We start from the raw sequence: 16,619 nt of genomic DNA, 5'->3' as shown, positions 1-16,619 counted from the left end.
GGCTTAACATTTGCTTAACGTAGTTTGAGATGAAAACCCATTTCATTGCCATAGGAGGGAGTGCCATGCATAATCTTGCTTTGGCGCTGCACCACAAAGGGTATAAGGTTACCGGTTCGGATGACGAGGTTTTTGAGCCTTCTAAAACGCGCCTTGCCAAATTCGGTCTACTACCTGCAGAAATGGGTTGGAACGAAGCCAATATCACATCCGACCTAGATGCTGTTATTGTTGGCATGCATGCTCGTGCCGATAATCCCGAATTGCTGAAAGCGCAGGAGCTTGGATTGAAGATCTATTCCTATCCGGAATATATCTACGAGCAGACCAAGGAGAAAACCCGAGTGGTCATTGGTGGAAGCCATGGCAAAACCACCATCACAGCCATGATTCTGCATGTGTTGAACAAATGTGGAATCAATGCCGATTACATGGTAGGTGCACAATTGGCTGGTTTCGATACCATGGTTAAGCTTACTGAAGAAGCGCCAATCGTTATTTTGGAAGGTGATGAGTATCTGAGTAGCCCTATCGATAGACGTCCTAAATTCCATCTTTACAAACCTAATATTGCTCTTATCAGCGGCATTGCTTGGGACCACGTGAACGTGTTTCCCACCTTCGAGAACTACGTGGAGCAGTTCAGCATGTTTGTTGATCTGATTGAAAAGAATGGCAAGCTGATCTACTGCATTGATGACGCTGAAGTGAAGAAAGTGGCAGATGAATCGGACAATGAGATTTCTCTACTGCCATATTCGGTTCCACCTTACGTGATAGAAAATGGTATCACTTCATTGCTTACCGATGAAGGCAAGATTCCTCTTCAAGTATTTGGAGAACACAATCTGGTCAATTTGAATGGTGCCCGTTTGGTTTGCGCTAGTTTAGGTGTTGAGCGGCCCGATTTTTATTCAGCCATTCAAGATTTCAAAGGTGCGTCTAAGCGATTGGAGTTGTTGGCATCGTCTAAAAAGACAACGGTTTATAAAGACTTTGCCCATTCGCCATCTAAAGTAAAGGCAACAGTAGATGCTGTGAAAAAGCAATTTGACGACCGCCAATTGATTGCTTGTCTAGAACTACACACCTTTAGTTCACTCAATCTAAAGTTTTTGGAAGAGTATCGGAAAAGCATGAAGGCAGCTGATATGGCCATTGTTTACTTCAATCCCAAAACGCTTAAGCACAAGAAACTGCCAGAACTGACCAAGAAGGAAGTGAAAAAGGCTTTTGGACGTAAGGACCTGATTGTCATCACCGATTCGAAGGAGTTGAAAGACTTTTTGCAAGGCATTAACTGGAAACGCAAGAATCTGTTGATGATGAGTTCTGGCAGTTTTGATGGTCTTGACCTCGAAAAAATCTCCGCCTCCATTGTGAAGTAACCTGATAGTTTGTTACATTCATGTCAAATTCTTGATATGAAGACATTATACTCTGCGTTTCTCCTCATTCTCCTTTCTTTTGGCACTGCATGCTCGCAGTCTTATCAGGTTGATCTAGGATCTGTTCAACCGGTTCCGTGCGAATTTGACACCACTACAACCGTTAACGCATATTCGAAGGTTCGGATGTATTCCACAGTAAACGATCAGTGGAATGGTGACCTTGATAGTTTGCTATGCTATTCGTTGGTTCAAGTAAGCGGATCTTGGCGATTTCCAACTCTATCAGTCCCAACCAATCGTTCAGTATTCTTTGAAATGGTACTTGACTCGGCTCTTGTTGTAGATACGACCACGGTTTATATGCTGACTTCACTAGGCTATGAAACGGACATTCATTTGGGAATGGAGATGCCAGATTCTTCAGTATCTGATACAATTGAAATAGCTCAAGATCTCATATATGATGGTTCAGAAGCTCTCTGTTTTCCAACTCAGAAAGTAGTTGGACAGAAAATCAATCGCTTGATATATGAATACAAGTCTTTGGGAGCATCATATAATTTATCGTTGTATTCTCCAAGTTTAAATCCTCATTGGGATGGAACTACAATTGTACCTCAGGTAACACAGCCGCAGACAGATTATGGCCCAAATCTTGTTCGATATTGGCACAACATCTACCCAACTGCCGATTCTGTTTCGTACACTGATGTAGAGCCTTGGGGAAATCCGACTGATTCCACTTTGGTTCAATATTATGTTGATGGATATTCTTCATTGCATTTCCAGGATTATACAGCTTTACGAGGAGCTCTTGTTGATGGATCTGATTCGATCAGACATGGTTTGGAAGTGATTTTGGGCGGAAGCATGTGCATTACATTCTTTGAGGTGCTATGGGAAGAAGGAAATCAATTAGTGATTGACGGTGGAACTATAGGGTTTCACGGTTCTACTGGCTGTAATCTATTTGGTAAAGGCGGTGGTTTGAAAATAAAAACTGGTTCTCGATTCGAGTATGGTTTCAATAGCGTTGGAATGTTGGCACTTAAAACAGGCGGGAAACTCGTCATTGAGCCGAATGCTGAGCTTATTATAAACGGGCCAGTGTTCATTTATGAATACTACACCGACCCCGAATCAGGACAGTTTTACATGGAACTTCCTGTTGGAGCGAAACTCACATTTGCAGAGGGTAGTTCACTTTCGAACCAATTCAGCAAGGATGGAACAATGAAGCTGAACGTATATATGCGTGGTGGCGATATCGATCTGTCTGGACTGACAGAGGAGGAGAAAGGGCTAGTCAAACTTATTTATGACGAACCGAGTCCACAAGCGTGGGAAAACCTTACACTTTATCCAAATCCTGCCAACGAAACACTACAATTACTTTGGGTTGCAGAACGGTCAGGTAATTTATTGAACTATGATGTATTTGATATGTCTGGGAAATTGATTGTCACTCAGCAGGTGATCACGCAACATGCAGGCCACAATAAGTTCCAAGCCAATGTTGATTTCCTTGATGCAGGAATCTATACTATGCGTTTAATGAGCGGCAACGAGGTATTAGCCAGAAAAAAGTTCGTGAAGAACTAAAAGGAAGATTACTTCTTTACTAGGATAGCGGCTAGAATCGAGCTGATAAATCCAACGAAAAGGTTTGATATCAGCACGATTATGACATGTGAACTTGGAGAGTAGATCTGCTTCACCAATTCCAGCTGTTCAGTCTTCTGGTCAGCTGTCATCAATCCTTGTTCAATTGCGCTGTTCATTCGTTCGGTCAGTTCTACAATTCTCGCACCTACCAAAGGATCGCCAAATAGTTTGAAGAGGACAAAGGTGATAAGCGCCAACAGGAATGTATACATGGCCACAGGTTTCATGCCCGATTTCACTTTATCGGTGATCAACTGTCCCACAACACCATTGCTCAAAAGAATGGTTTGGTAAACTGGTACTAGACTAAGTACTAATAACAGATCAGCAAATAGCGTTCTCGAAACAACTACCGTAAGATCAGTTCCGGTAGTGAAATAATAGCTGTTCACAACGGTGGCCAGCAGCAACGCTATGAGCGTTGCGGCAATCGGATTCTTAAGCAAAACTTTACGCTTTTACCAAAGTTGGGAAACGGTATTCGGCAAGTTTGTAACTGCCGAAAAGAACAAGAGTAAACAGCATATCGCCAATTACTGTTCCTCTAAAAAATGGAATACCAGCAACATAACTGTTCAGTAATCCTGCAAAGTCTTGAGAGTAATAAGGATTACCGAACCAAGCTGCCGCATTCGTAATAAGAAAAAACAAAACAGAACCTGCGAGTGCACCGCTCATTGCAGCCAACATACTCGGTTTCTTTGACACAAAACGACCGATCAGAACGATGATAAGAAATGCGCCATAAACGGCCCACATCGTATCATGCATTCCTACAAAAAGGTCGGATATGAACATGATGGATATTGGAGCAACGAATGCCAAAGCACGATTGCTGAACATGGCTCCACCGAAAAGGGCAATAGCCGCAACAGGTGAAAAATTATAAGGAAGAATACCAGCTATTCTTAATCCAGCACAAAGGACAATAAGAACGAGGATGAAAAGATTTCTTGAGTTGAGCATTTCTTGGATTATTTGTGGCTAAAGTAATGCCTAAGATGTTTTCTTTTTGTGATGACGGATGAAGTTTTCAAGGTCTTCGGCTCCAATTCGCTTAGCGATGATCTTCTTGTCCTTATCTAGTAAGTAAATAACAGGCGTTGAATAGATGTCGTAAAGATACTTGTAAGCCGTTTTTTGTTCTGGGTCTTCCACATTGATCCAATTCAGATCATGTTCGTTGATGTATTTGATCCACTCATCTCGCTCCTTTGCATTGGTGTTAACTCCGTAAACTTCCACACCAAGTTCTTCCTTAAATTGATCATAGAACTCTTTTACCAACGGAGTCACTTTTTTGCAATGCCCACACTCTGGGTCCCAGAAGTAAGCAATTGTGTATTCAGCAGGAACCGCATGCATCACTTGGAAATTCCCTGCGGTATCGTTCATGATCAGATTAGGAGCAGTGTGTCCTATGAGTGAATAATTCAACTTACGAGCACGCTCACAGATTTTTTCGATGGTAGTCGAATCTGCCCAAAACGCTTGACCCGTGCAATAGTAAGAATTGGCCATGTGTACAAAAACGGCATCCATTCCCATTTGCTTGGATGTTTCAAAATGACTGGTGATCCAGAATACGGTGTATTTGAAAAGCTCTGGGCTCTTTCTGGTTTTTTCGATGAGTTTACTTGCTTCAACAATAACTGAATCAGGAATCTGATAGATTGTCTTGGTCATGAATCGCTCTAGCTTGCCATGATACACAGGCGTTCTGATAATGCGATCATCAGTGAAGTCAATCAAATCCCAATAGTGATCTTTAAAGTATCGCCAAGCGAAAGTGCTATCCGTTTTCCCATCTTCCAAAACAGGTGCTTCTGGAATGTCTGGGTCTTTAGATGCCAAGAACACTTTGGTCAACAACGCCTTAGGATAATCTTCAATAAACTTGTTCTTATAGTCTTTCACTTCTTCATCCACAGCCGTCATCTTCTCTTGAATTGACTTGAATTCAGCCGTTTCGCGATAGCCAGCACTATCAGCTTTTTGAAGCGCTTCCACTTGATCGGTTAGCGGTTTGCTCTTTTTTTTCTGATCGTTAAGGAATTTGAGGTAGCTGTAAAAACGAACATTCTCTTCGTTCCCGGTCACTTTCATGCTATTGATCGGGCTATCGTAATTGGATACCATTTTGAATTGCTGATCGCCATCCACAATGACTTCAAAGTATTTGTTGTCTGGTGGCATTACAGCAATGTAAATGCCTTGCGAAAGGTCTTCGTCTCCCTTGAATACGAAATGACCTTTATCGTTTACTCGCGTGCTGTCTTTGATATATTGCTTGTCACCGTAATAATAGGCGAGCACGGCTTTTCCTGGTTTACAGCCTTCTATGGTAAAATCAAGTTCGTATCCTGCTTTCTGACCGAAAGCGGTAGTTACTAATCCTACCAGTATCCATGTAAATAGCGTTCTCCTCATATTCTTATAATCGTGTTTGTCTGGTTGAAAGGACGCCCAAAATTAGCAATTCATGTGCTTTTTGAGTTTCTTAGGCTGCCTTTGGCTAAATAACGCAAAGCCTATTCCTAGTTGCCCTTGGATTTGGTCTTTTACATTTTTTAACATTATGATTGAATACCAACTTTTAAATACCACCGATTTCGTCACAACTCTGGAGAAAGAAGCCATCATCAATTTCCTGATGACCAATCTGGATGATTATTTGGATTCGAGGGAAAACGTTTCGCGTGCCATTGAGTATGCCCTAAGTAAGTTTCCGCATCAGGGTGGATTCGTGATCATTGCAAGCATCGAAACCGAAATTGTAGGTGTTTCGGTGGTTAATCGTACCAACTTCGAAGGCTACTTTGCAGAAAACATTCTGGCATTTTTGGCTACAGCTGAAAAGGAAAGGAGGAAAGGTATTGCCACCGAACTCCTGAATCGATCAAAGCTTTACGCCAAAGGAAATATTCTTGTCCGTCTAACGGCCGGAAAAACGACTCACGACATTTTCGGAAGGGCTGGTTTCTTGCCCGATGCCCAAGAATTCCTGTTCAAGCGCTGATCAGGATTTGTGCTGTTCTGCAAACCGTCTACGAACTTCGCCTGCAATCGGAATCTTATTTCCTTCCTCATCAATTCTTACGAACACGATCTGAGTAGTGCAGACAACATCTTCCTTTTCTGTGTAAACGTTGTAACGTCTTGCTTCAATATTCAATGCAATGGATGTTGTGCCCATCGACACGGCTTCACCATAAATATTGATCGTGTGTCCCACCTTTACAGGACGCTCAAATAGAATTTCGGTCATTTTCCGAGTGACCATATTTGGGGTTTTGCAAATCCGGTTGCTCATGGCCACGGCCGCTTCGTCAATCCACGAAAGCATTAAACCACCAAATAAATTGCCGTGCACACCAATGTCTTTGGTCATGCAGACTTTCGTCATCAATAATTCCATTTAAGCCTGTTTTTCAGAAAGGCAAATGTAAGTATCAGAGCTTTCTGCCTTTTGCCACATGCACATCTCGTTTTACACGATTAAGGACTGACTTGTCAATCATCAATCGGCTATTTGAACCACGAACGAGCGTGTAGATTTTCCCTTGATAATCAAGTTGACCAACCTTGTTTCCATTGTTTGAACGAGTCCAATTCTTGGCACCGATCTTAAAATAGCTACCTGCAACAACCACATCACCTTGGCGCTCAACCAAAAATGGAACTGACCGATCATCGCCAGTATCGAAACTGACTTTCAAGGTCTTCTCATCGTTCAGTTCGCATATTCCAGGCGTGTTGGCCGGAATAATGATCTCTTCGATCTGCTTTCCATTTTCAATGCGCACTTTTCCTTCAGCCACCTTCAGTTCCTCGTTCTTGAGTTGACGGGCAAGAACAATTTCTTCCGAATTATAGAACTGGACCTTCTTTATGTCGATGCCTGCTTTTTCAATTTGCATTTTGGTATCCACCGTCAGAAACATCCGATTAATGGAGCAGGAGGAAAGTAGGATTGCGAAACCGATGAGAAATAGTGGGGATTTCATGACGAGAGCGTTTGTACTTCGTGTTTCAAGAATTGTACCGATCATTCATTTTGGGCGAAAAACCATTAACTCTTCTTTTCCAGAACCGAACAATACGATCTCGATTCCTGAAGGAACCCTTCTATATGTAATTCGTGATGGAAAATCATTTTCAGGATCTACAAACGAAACAGTTCCGTGTGCCAGTTCATCCAATTTAAAAACAGCCGTTTTACTTGGAAGAATAGCCACGTAGTTGAATTCTTTTCCGCGTTTTTCAATTCGCAAATTTTCCGAAAAGACCAATTCGCCATCGTTATATGAATCAGATTTTCCAATCAATGTAGAATCATTAAGCTTTGTCCACGACTCAACGGTCGATGAGCTACCTTCTGTAAGTTCCCATGCACCTATCATCCAATTTAGCTCATCCACTTCTTGCGCGCGAACACGCGTCATGTAAAGCAGTGAAATGAGCGTTAAAGCCTTACAGAAATGCTGCATTCGCTAATCGGTGATTTTGGCAACCACGAAAAAAAGAACCAGTACTACTACGAGGAAGAGTAGTTCCAATTTGTGCTTGTCCATAAATGATGGCTCCATAGGAGTGAATGGGGCAGGTGGATTCCCGTCCGTATCCATTGCTTTGTAGGGCTTTTTAGATTTGGCCCGTTGAACTTTCCTGTTTTCGGATTCAATACCACGAAGAAATTTTGAATAACTACCAAAGGTTTTAATGAAATCCTGACCAGTAACAGTGAGCGAATAGCAGGCATAACCTTCGGAATCAACATCCTTCTTGATGACGAGGCTTTTTGATTCTAAAAGACCTTCTATGGAAGTGATCACGTCATCGGTATACTCAATCTTTTTGCTCTTGAGAATCCGCCTGACACTGATAGACGGTTGTCTGGTTGAAACCAGCTCGTTTAAAACCAGGTCGACCAATTTGGGTAATTCCATTCCGCAAATGTACGCTCGGTTCTAGTCTTTGAAAACAGGCGGTTGTTTGCTCATTGCGGCCATAAAGGCAGTGGTCAGGTCGTCAGAAAGTAGCATGGCCGAATTCCAAACTGCCATGTGATGTAATCCATCAGCAACTGAATGATCTCTTGTGTGGCGCAATATTTCTTTCGTCCCTCGAATGGAAAGTGGCGATTTGGAAGCTATTATTTCTGCCAATTTGTGAACTTCTTGCATCATCGATTCCTTGTCGGAAAAGTGATTGTTCACTAGACCAATTTCTTTAGCTTCCGCAGCACCTACCTTTTTTCCAGTAAAAGCCATTTCGGCAACTGACGCAGGTTTTACAAACTTGGGCAAACGCTGCAACGTTCCTAGATCGGCCACCATTCCCATGTCAATTTCCTTGATGGTGAAATAGGCATCTTCTGTACAATAGCGCATATCGCAAGCTGCCACAATATCAACGCCTCCGCCAATGCAGCCGCTATGAATGGCTGCCAGAATGGGTTTCGAACATTTTTCAATGGCGTTGATGCAATCCTGTAAATCGTGAACAAATGCCAGAATCTTTTCACTTCTTCGACCAGCACATTCGATGTTTTCAACATTCTTAACAGACATGAGCATTTGAAGATCAATGCCTGCGCAGAACAGTTTTCCCTCGCCAGAAAGTATAGCTACACGAGCCTCAGGTTCTTTGTCTATTCGCTCGAAAATGGCCTTCAGTTCTTCCCATGCCTTTTCGTTCAAGGCATTGACCTTATCGGGCCGATTGATAACCACGTGAGCTATCTTGTTCTCAAGCGTGTAGTTAAAATGTTCGTAGCTCATCAGCTGGTTTTAAAAAAGGCCGCACTGAATGTGCGCCCTTTAGATCAATTCAAGTATTCGGCATCAAGATTGAGTGTCAGTCGGTAATCGCTGAGCAGTCGCTTGGTGAGTCCGATTGATTTTGGCAACTCGTATTCGAAGAAAAATTCGAACGCTGCTTGTTTTCCTTTGTAGAAATTCAACTCTTCTCCAGAAGGATTTTCAGCCAATTTTGCTTCTATCACCAACGCTTGCTTCAACCATTGCCATCCCACAGCTAGAATTCCAGCATTTTCTAAATAAAGCGTTGCATCTGCTAAGAATACTTCTGGTGCTTCGCTTTGCGCCAATCCCATCAGTTTCATTGTCACTTCTTGAAATTTCTGAGCAGAACCGGCCAACTTCGTAGCGTACGGATTCACGGCTTCTACAGCCATTCCAGCTTTGATGGTTTCCTGCAACTCGGCACCGAATGCCATCACTGCAGAACCCATTTTCATGGTCACTTTTCTTCCCAAAAGGTCCATGGCTTGAATACCAGTTGTGCCTTCATAAATCGGGTTGATTCGTGTATCACGATAGTATTGTTGAAGTGGGAAATCACTACAGAAACCTGCACCTCCCAATACTTGCATTCCTTGACTCGTGCTTTGAACACTCATTTCGGCCGGATATGATTTGGCCATTGGAGTAAGCAGGTCTAAGAGTAATTGGTATTTTTCCTTGTCAGCTCCTTCAGAAACGCGCACCATATCAGCATAGAAAGCACATTGACAAACCAAAGCCAAACCGCCTTCGGCAACACACTTTTGGAAAAGAAGCATACGCTTCACGTCTGCATAGTTGATGATCATTTCCATTGGAGATTCAACATCTCTGTTGGAATGTGTTCTTCCTTGTGGGCGCTCATTGGCGTATTCCAATGACGCATAATACGCAGCAGAGGAAAGGGCAGAACTCATCATTCCAACACTGATACGTGCGCCATTCATCATTTGGAACATGTAGCGCAGACCGTTATTCGGTTCGCCCACCAACCAGCCGTGGCAATCAGCATTATCGCCCATTACCAAATGAGCTACGGGGCAACCTTTCATGCCCATTTTGCCTTCAAATCCGGCAGTAAAAACATCGTTAGGAACCAAGTTACCGTTCTCAGGACGGAATTTTGGAACAACAAATAATGAAATGCCTTTGGTTCCTGCTGGTGCGCCATCAATTTTGGCCAACATCAAGTGAACGATATTTTCAACGCCATCGTGGTCTCCTGCAGAGATGAATATCTTCTGTCCTTTAATACGGTAAGAACCGTCTGCGGCTTCAGAAGCTGTGGTGTAAATGTCACCTAACGAACTTCCTGCATGCGGCTCAGTAAGCGCCATGGTTCCTTGCCAGTGACCAGCAAACATTTTGGTCATATACGTTTCCTGCAATTCTTTGCTCCCGAAGGCGGAAATAAGCTCCGCAGAACCCATTGTAAGTCCAAAGTACGAAGCAGCAGATGTATTAGCTGCATGAAAAATGAAGTTGGCAGCGTTATAAACCGTTGCAGGCATTTGTTGTCCGCCATGATGGAAATCTTCTTGCGCCACGATCCATCCGCTTTCTCCTGTTTCGCGCATGATGTCTTTGATCTGCGGATGAACATGCACAACACCGTCACCCATCTCAGGCTTCTTTTCGTCCATTTCCGTGTAGATAGGAAACAGAAGATTGTCTGAAATCTGCCTTGCAGAATCCAGCATCATATCAAAACCTTCCTTTGTATGTTCGGCATAGCGCTCATATTGGGTTAGTTGTTCCACATTCAAAACCTCGTGAAGCAAAAAGCGCAGGTTGCGCATGCTCATGTATTCTTTTGCCATTATTCTAAGTGTTTTACTGAGTGGCGACAAAACTAAATGAATTGACGATCGAGTCAAGACCATAATACAATCCTGTTTATTTCAAAACAGTTAAGCTTACGTTTACTCACCTACCTTTGTCCTGTGCTACGCCAAGTTTTTAGCTTCCTAATGACAGTTGTGTTGATACATTCCGTATCGGGGCAATCGCTTGGTCTATTGTTATCTGAAGGGGATCTTCAGCGAATTTCCCGTTCTCCCGAAATGGTAGATGCGAAGATCAAGGAATTGCAAGAACGAGCTGATTCTACATCTTCACTTGCAGAGAAGGTGTCTCTTCTTCAAACTATCATTCTTCTCGAACCGCATTCACGGGATGCCTACTGCGAACTGAGCTTGACCTATGATAGGATAGGGGAGTTGCTGATGCAGGTAAACGCCTCATCGGCAGCTATTCAAATGACGCATAACGCTATCCGATTGACAAAGTATTGTGACCGATTCTCGTCAGATGCCGTTTACAATCACTTAGGTAAATTAGGAACGTTCCATTTGCTTTCTCATAATTACGATAGCGCGTTGTATTACTTCAGGCAATCGGAGAATTTTTCAGATACCATGCTAGATCCCATCTGGCACGCATCTGCCATGAACAATTTGGGCATGGTTTGGATGGAGTTGGGCAATTTCGATTCAGCTTACACTTATTACAATAGTGCCGTTTTTGGATTGAATTCAGCTGTTCCAGAACATCAGCACATGCTTGGTAGCGTGACTGATAATTTGGCAAAATGGCACAAGATAAATACGGATTACAGTGTAGCGCTTCAGCTTTTTTCACAGAACGTAGAACGGTACCGCCCTTTTCAGGACACCATGCATATGGTTAAGTCGTTGCTCGGTCAGGCGGAAGCACAACTGGCCTTGGAGCAATTTTCGGAAGCAGAAGCCACGCTCGATTCCATTGAGGCTTGGCTCAGGCCATTCAAGAAATTATCGGTGCGGAGAGCGGAGCAAATGCTCGATTATTTTCGATTACAAAGGGCATTGTGCGGATCCAATAAAAAACCAGCTTGCGAACTTCAAATGGCAGATAGCTTGTTGGTTTGGCAACAGCTCAATTTTGACATCAATGAGGAAACACAGCGTTTGATGCTAGGAGCCATCAATCAAGCAGAGTTTACTCGGTTCAATCGGGAAAAAGCCTTAAGAAGCCGGTTGAATTCTATGGAACACCGTTCGTCTGAACACGACAAACCGCTAATCGCACTGCTAGCCTTAGCCTGCGCGATCATCGTATTTCTGAGCTACAGGCTATTCAGAAAACGCTAGGCGTAAAGCTCCGCCTGCTGTTCTTCTACACGCTTATCGTTAATGTACTGATCGTAAGTCATCAGCTTATCTAAGTAGCCGTTTGGTCCAATTTCGATGATACGATTGGCAACGGTTTCAACAAACGTATGGTCATGAGAGGTGAAGAGCACCGTTCCGTTATAATCGACCAGTGCGTTATTGAAGGCTTGAATTGATTCAAGGTCCAAGTGGTTGGTCGGCTCATCAATGATCAGCAGATTGGCTTCGTTCAGCATCATTCGGCTAAGCATGCAACGCACTTTTTCTCCTCCAGACAATACGCTGGCAGATTTGAACACTTCTTCGCCTGTAAAGAGCATTTTGCCAAGGAAACCACGGATATAGATTTCGCTTTTATCCTCTGAAAATTCGCGGAGCCAATCAATCAGATTGTCTTTCGTATTGAAGTAGTGACTATTCTCCGTTGGAATATAAGCAGTGGTAATGGTTTGACCGTATTCAAAATTTCCAGAATCGGGTTGTTGTTCGCCCATCAGGATCTGAAATAGGGTGGTGGTGGACAAACCGCTTTTGCTGATAAAGGCGATCTTATCTCCACGGTTCACTTCAAATGTAAGTTTTGAGAAAAGTGGTTGTCCATTCAGACTCTTGCTGATGCTGTGAACACTAAGTATCTGATTTCCGGCATCGCGTGCTTGTTTGAAGATGATACCAGGATACTTACGGGAAGAAGCTTGAATTTCATCGACATTGATCTTCTCCAACAGCTTTTTACGGCTTGTTGCCTGCTTGCTTTTACTGGCGTTGGCACTGAATCGTTGTACGAATTCCTGCAATTCCTTCTTCTTATCCTCCGCCTTTTTGTTGGCGCTCAATTTCTGACGCAAAGCCAATTGGCTCGATTCATACCAGAACGAATAGTTACCAGTGTAAACTTTTATCTTCTTGAAATCGATGTCAGCAATGGAAGTGCAAACCGTATCCAAAAAGTGCCTATCGTGCGAAACAACGATCACGGTATTCTCGAAATCCATGAGGAAATTCTCCAACCATTGAACCGTACGAAGGTCAAGGTCGTTGGTAGGCTCATCCAGAATCAAGATGTCTGGATCTCCGAAAAGTGCCTGAGCCAACAGGATTCGAACTTTCAACGAACCAGGAATGTCTTTCATCAAGGTGTAGAGCTGATTCTCAGAAATTCCTAGACCGCTCAATAGCGAAGAGGCATCCGATTCAGCATTCCAGCCGTTCATTTCAGCAAATTGTTCTTCCAACTCCGAAGCCTTGATGCCGTCTGCTTCCGAAAAATCCGGTTTAGCGTAAATGGCTCCACGTTCCTGAATGTTCTTCCAAAGCACACTATGTCCCATCATCACTGTGTCAAGCACGGTGTGATTGTCGTATTCAGAGTGATTCTGTTTAAGCACGGCCATCCGTTTTCCTGGTTCGATATGAACCGTTCCAGAATTCGGATTGATCTCTCCCGAAAGGATCTTCAAGAAAGTAGATTTTCCAGCACCATTGGCACCAATTACACCGTAACAGTTACCGCCAGTGAACTTGATATTCACATCGTCAAACAGCACGCGTTTGCCATACTGAAGAGAAATATTGCTTGTAGAAATCATAGGTCTTGTTTTGGGCGCGCGAAATTAGCCATAAATGAAGCAGATTTTGAAACGATCAAACTCTATCCTTCAGTTTAAAGCTCTTAACATGCCAACTTCACCTTTGGGTTTAAGGTATATAGGCCCTAAGTCGCGACTGATAACGAATTGATATAAAGTATCCTGTGTTTCTAGATCAAAGTAAAACCAACCAACGCATCGACCATAAGCTTTATCGTATCGGACATAGTTGCCAATCTGCTTAACCTCCGAAATCATCCTATTGGCGCTGTCTACAACGCTATTTGTATAACGGTACTTCAGTAAATCCAAATACCAATAAATCGGATCGCCAGAAAAAGGCCTGTTGAAGCCAAAAATGATACCACCACAATTAATGTCTATTCCTAAATAGTCAGAACTGTCCTCTGTATTGGTCCACTTCAACTGAACGAATTCATCAATCGAGAGCTCTCCCATTGCATCCGAGCCTTCACAAAGAGACATGTGCGGATAGACTTCTCGTTTATCGTTTCGAACATCAATGATTTGATACTGCTTTTCAATCCCATCATCTGTAATAAAAAGCATCGATGTGTTTTTTGCCCATTGTGTAGACCAAAAGAGCTCATTCTGTCCTAACTCACAGTAGCAATCTCGGCAACCGATTAAAATCAACGGCAACAACATGAGATAGATCAGCCCCCGATTCATGAAGCTAAAATGCAATTTTTTAATTACAATAGTTGTTTCTCCATTGACTTTCGAATTAATAAGTTCGATGAGGCGAACTGATTTCTGATTCGCTAATTTTCTCCCATGAAAGGCCGTGGTGCTTCATACAATCCTAAAAACCGATTCTACGCACAGGAAGTGGAATGGGATGAAGGCTTTGAGCCCGGAGTAGAGGAAAAGGTGCGCACCAAATACATCGACATCTTTCCAAAGACCATTATCAACAAGGTTCCAAGTCCTGATGTTCCGAGCGATTTCTCGTTGAATCCTTACCAAGGATGTGAGCATGGTTGTTCTTATTGCTACGCACGGCCAACACACGAATATTGGGGCTACGGTGCTGGATTGGAGTTTGAATCGGTGATTCTTGTGAAGAAAAACGCGCATGAATTGCTTCGCGAAGCTTTTAATCAAAAGAGTTGGAAAGGTGGTTCGTTGATGATGTCTGGGAATACGGATTGCTATCAGCCGTCTGAACGCAAGTTTGAGATCACTAGGAAGATGCTGCAGGTTTGCTCTGAGTACAATAACCCAGTTGGCATCATTACCAAGAACAATCTGGTGCTTCGAGACATCGATATTTTAGCACCAATGGCCGAGAAGCAGTTGGCGATGGTCAACATCTCGCTAAACACGTTGAATGAAGATTTCAGAAGGAAATTGGAGCCTAGAACTTCTTCAGTAGAAGGTCGATTGCGCGCGATTGAGGAGTTGAGCAAGGCTGGAATTCCAGTAAACGTGCTAATGGCACCGTTGATTCCTGGAATCAATGGACATGAAGTATTTGCTCTGATGGAAGAAGTGGCAAAGCGCGGAGCAACAAGTGCTGGCTACATCATTCTGCGATTGAATGGCTCGTTGGAGGAAATGTTTTCAATATGGCTCGAAACGCATTATCCCGACAGGAAAGATAAAGTGCTCAATCAGGTGTCGGCCGCGCATGGCGGAAAGGTGAACGATTCGCGCTTTGGAACGCGTATGAAAGGAGAGGGAAAGTTTGTGGAGCAGATCAATCAAAGCTATCATCTTGGAAAGCGTAAGTTCTTCAACAACAGTAAGATGATAGAGTTAACTTCAAGCTTATTTGAGCGACCATCAGCACAAACGAAGTTGTTTTGAGCTGATCAAGACATTTTGCGGATTGATATTATCCTAACTTTCCGATAATATTCAGTTCATATCCTTGAAGACTTCGCTACTCATTGCCTTTTTGACCGTTCCTGCTTTGCTTAAAGCCCAATGTAACGGACACACCGAACTTTGCGGCAAGCGCTACAACGAAGTAGCTTACCTCACCACACATAATGCCTTCAACGCGGGCGATGATGGATTCAATCTTCCGAACCAGAACCATGGACTTACACGGCAAATGGAAGATGGTGTGCGCGGGTTGATGCTGGATGTGTATGATGAAGGTGGCGTGGCTACCGCTTACCATGGTTTTACTTTCTTGGGCACTACCACGCTGGCATCCAACCTCACGGAGATAAAAGACTTTCTAGATGCCAATCCAAACGAAATTGTGACCATCCTTTTTGAGACTTACATCAGCTCAGACATGATGGACACCGTGATGACTCAGGTTGGATTGAAGCCATTCTTGTTCGTGCAGACGCTTGGAGAAGCTTGGCCGACCTTGCAAGAGATGATTGATGCGAATAAACGCCTGGTTGTGTTTTCAGACCACGATAATGCGCAGCCAGGTCAGGATTGGTACCACTATATGTGGGATTTTGCAGTTGAAACTGATTTTGAAAATAATGCTCCAAGTGATTTCAGCTGCGATTTTAATCGCGGTGACGCATCTAATGACCTGTTTATCCTCAATCATTTCGTAACCGATGCCACTATTGGGATTGGCGTGACAGCACAGGCGGAAATTGTAAACCAGTTTGATTACTTCTATCCAAGAGCTATTCAGTGCCAATCGGAAAAACAAAAGTTCCCGAATTTTCCAACGGTGGATTTCTACGAATTGGGTCAGACCTTGACGGTTGTGGATTCATTGAATGGAATACGATCTTCAGTAGGAATTACTGATGTTGATCATCGTTCGTTCTCGGTTTATCCTAATCCGAGTAATGGTGTTTTTCGTGTGAATCTGAGTGCATCAGCGAATCAAGCGAGCTACGCACTACATGATATCAGTGGAAAAACGATGCTCGAAGGTGCTTTGACACAATCAGCAACCATCGACCTGCGATCATTTCCTCAAGGCATCTATTTCCTGTCTGTCATCAATGACGATCGTTCAGAAACCATGAAGTTGTTCAACTTGGCACGCTGAGAAGGTAGGTTTCA

Annotated in this window: 17 protein-coding genes; 6 read left to right on the top strand and 11 right to left on the bottom strand. The window is 43.3% G+C overall.

Annotated features, from left to right (window positions below; all coding sequences use genetic code 11):
• Positions 1-29 precede the first annotated feature (29 nt).
• Both K9J17_02415 and K9J17_02410 read left to right on the top strand, forming a co-directional pair.
• The gene (locus K9J17_02415) at positions 30-1,388 is read left to right on the top strand and encodes a peptidoglycan synthetase (GenBank protein ID MCF8275562.1); all 1,359 of its coding nucleotides are present in this window, start codon (positions 30-32) and stop codon (positions 1,386-1,388) included.
• A gap of 36 nt (positions 1,389-1,424) precedes the next feature.
• A complete protein-coding gene (locus K9J17_02410; GenBank protein ID MCF8275561.1) occupies positions 1,425-2,993 on the top strand; it encodes a T9SS type A sorting domain-containing protein in 1,569 nt (522 codons plus the stop codon).
• A gap of 8 nt (positions 2,994-3,001) precedes the next feature.
• On the opposite strand, the gene K9J17_02405 is transcribed toward K9J17_02410, so the two are convergent.
• Genes K9J17_02405 through K9J17_02395 form a run of 3 tightly spaced genes read right to left on the bottom strand, consistent with a single transcriptional unit; the run spans position 3,002 to position 5,486 of the window.
• A complete protein-coding gene (locus K9J17_02405; protein ID MCF8275560.1) occupies positions 3,002-3,502 on the bottom strand; it encodes a hypothetical protein in 501 nt (166 codons plus the stop codon).
• 4 nt (positions 3,503-3,506) lie between these two features.
• The gene (locus tag K9J17_02400) at positions 3,507-4,022 is read right to left on the bottom strand and encodes a hypothetical protein (protein MCF8275559.1); all 516 of its coding nucleotides are present in this window, start codon (positions 4,020-4,022) and stop codon (positions 3,507-3,509) included.
• A gap of 30 nt (positions 4,023-4,052) precedes the next feature.
• Positions 4,053-5,486, bottom strand: a complete 1,434-nt coding sequence (locus K9J17_02395; GenBank protein ID MCF8275558.1) for a DUF5106 domain-containing protein — start codon at positions 5,484-5,486, stop codon at positions 4,053-4,055.
• A 148-nt stretch (positions 5,487-5,634) separates the two neighbouring features.
• On the opposite strand from K9J17_02395, the gene K9J17_02390 reads away from it, so the two are divergent.
• Positions 5,635-6,075, top strand: coding sequence for a GNAT family N-acetyltransferase (locus tag K9J17_02390; protein MCF8275557.1), 441 nt, complete (start codon positions 5,635-5,637; stop codon positions 6,073-6,075).
• On the opposite strand, the gene K9J17_02385 is transcribed toward K9J17_02390, so the two are convergent.
• Genes K9J17_02385 through K9J17_02360 form a run of 6 tightly spaced genes read right to left on the bottom strand, consistent with a single transcriptional unit; the run spans position 6,076 to position 10,683 of the window.
• Positions 6,076-6,462, bottom strand: a complete 387-nt coding sequence (locus K9J17_02385) for an acyl-CoA thioesterase (GenBank protein MCF8275556.1) — start codon at positions 6,460-6,462, stop codon at positions 6,076-6,078.
• Between the two features lie 46 nt (positions 6,463-6,508).
• Complete coding sequence (locus K9J17_02380; GenBank protein ID MCF8275555.1) at positions 6,509-7,063, bottom strand: hypothetical protein; 555 nt, start codon at positions 7,061-7,063, stop codon at positions 6,509-6,511.
• Positions 7,064-7,108: 45 nt separating this feature from the next.
• A complete protein-coding gene (locus K9J17_02375) occupies positions 7,109-7,546 on the bottom strand; it encodes a DUF6265 family protein (protein MCF8275554.1) in 438 nt (145 codons plus the stop codon).
• Positions 7,547-7,549: 3 nt separating this feature from the next.
• Positions 7,550-8,005, bottom strand: a complete 456-nt coding sequence (locus tag K9J17_02370) for a hypothetical protein (protein ID MCF8275553.1) — start codon at positions 8,003-8,005, stop codon at positions 7,550-7,552.
• A gap of 21 nt (positions 8,006-8,026) precedes the next feature.
• Positions 8,027-8,839, bottom strand: a complete 813-nt coding sequence (locus tag K9J17_02365) for a crotonase/enoyl-CoA hydratase family protein (GenBank protein ID MCF8275552.1) — start codon at positions 8,837-8,839, stop codon at positions 8,027-8,029.
• Between the two features lie 44 nt (positions 8,840-8,883).
• A complete protein-coding gene (locus K9J17_02360; protein MCF8275551.1) occupies positions 8,884-10,683 on the bottom strand; it encodes an acyl-CoA dehydrogenase in 1,800 nt (599 codons plus the stop codon).
• A 150-nt stretch (positions 10,684-10,833) separates the two neighbouring features.
• On the opposite strand from K9J17_02360, the gene K9J17_02355 reads away from it, so the two are divergent.
• Positions 10,834-11,994: a tetratricopeptide repeat protein gene (locus tag K9J17_02355; protein ID MCF8275550.1), complete on the top strand. Its 1,161-nt coding sequence runs from the start codon at positions 10,834-10,836 to the stop codon at positions 11,992-11,994.
• Here K9J17_02355 and K9J17_02350 read toward each other — a convergent pair.
• Together K9J17_02350 and K9J17_02345 are read right to left on the bottom strand one after the other, a co-directional pair.
• On the bottom strand, positions 11,991-13,604 hold the full coding sequence (locus K9J17_02350) for an ATP-binding cassette domain-containing protein (protein ID MCF8275549.1): 1,614 nt from the start codon (positions 13,602-13,604) through the stop codon (positions 11,991-11,993). The genes K9J17_02355 and K9J17_02350 overlap by 4 nt on opposite strands.
• Positions 13,605-13,673: 69 nt before the next feature.
• A complete protein-coding gene (locus K9J17_02345; protein MCF8275548.1) occupies positions 13,674-14,174 on the bottom strand; it encodes a hypothetical protein in 501 nt (166 codons plus the stop codon).
• Between the two features lie 228 nt (positions 14,175-14,402).
• Here K9J17_02345 and K9J17_02340 point away from each other — a divergent pair, with 228 nt between their 5' ends.
• Both K9J17_02340 and K9J17_02335 read left to right on the top strand, forming a co-directional pair.
• Positions 14,403-15,437 carry a PA0069 family radical SAM protein gene (locus K9J17_02340; GenBank protein MCF8275547.1) on the top strand — a complete coding sequence of 345 codons (1,035 nt, stop codon included), beginning with the start codon at positions 14,403-14,405 and terminating at the stop codon, positions 15,435-15,437.
• Positions 15,438-15,501: 64 nt separating this feature from the next.
• Complete coding sequence (locus K9J17_02335) at positions 15,502-16,605, top strand: T9SS type A sorting domain-containing protein (GenBank protein MCF8275546.1); 1,104 nt, start codon at positions 15,502-15,504, stop codon at positions 16,603-16,605.
• The last annotated feature ends 14 nt before the right edge of the window (positions 16,606-16,619 follow it).

This window comes from Flavobacteriales bacterium, assembly GCA_021739695.1.
Classification (GTDB): Bacteria; Bacteroidota; Bacteroidia; order UBA10329; family UBA10329; genus UBA10329.
The sequence above is the reverse complement of the archived record's forward strand: the minus strand, read 5'-3'. Positions and strand labels throughout refer to the sequence as shown.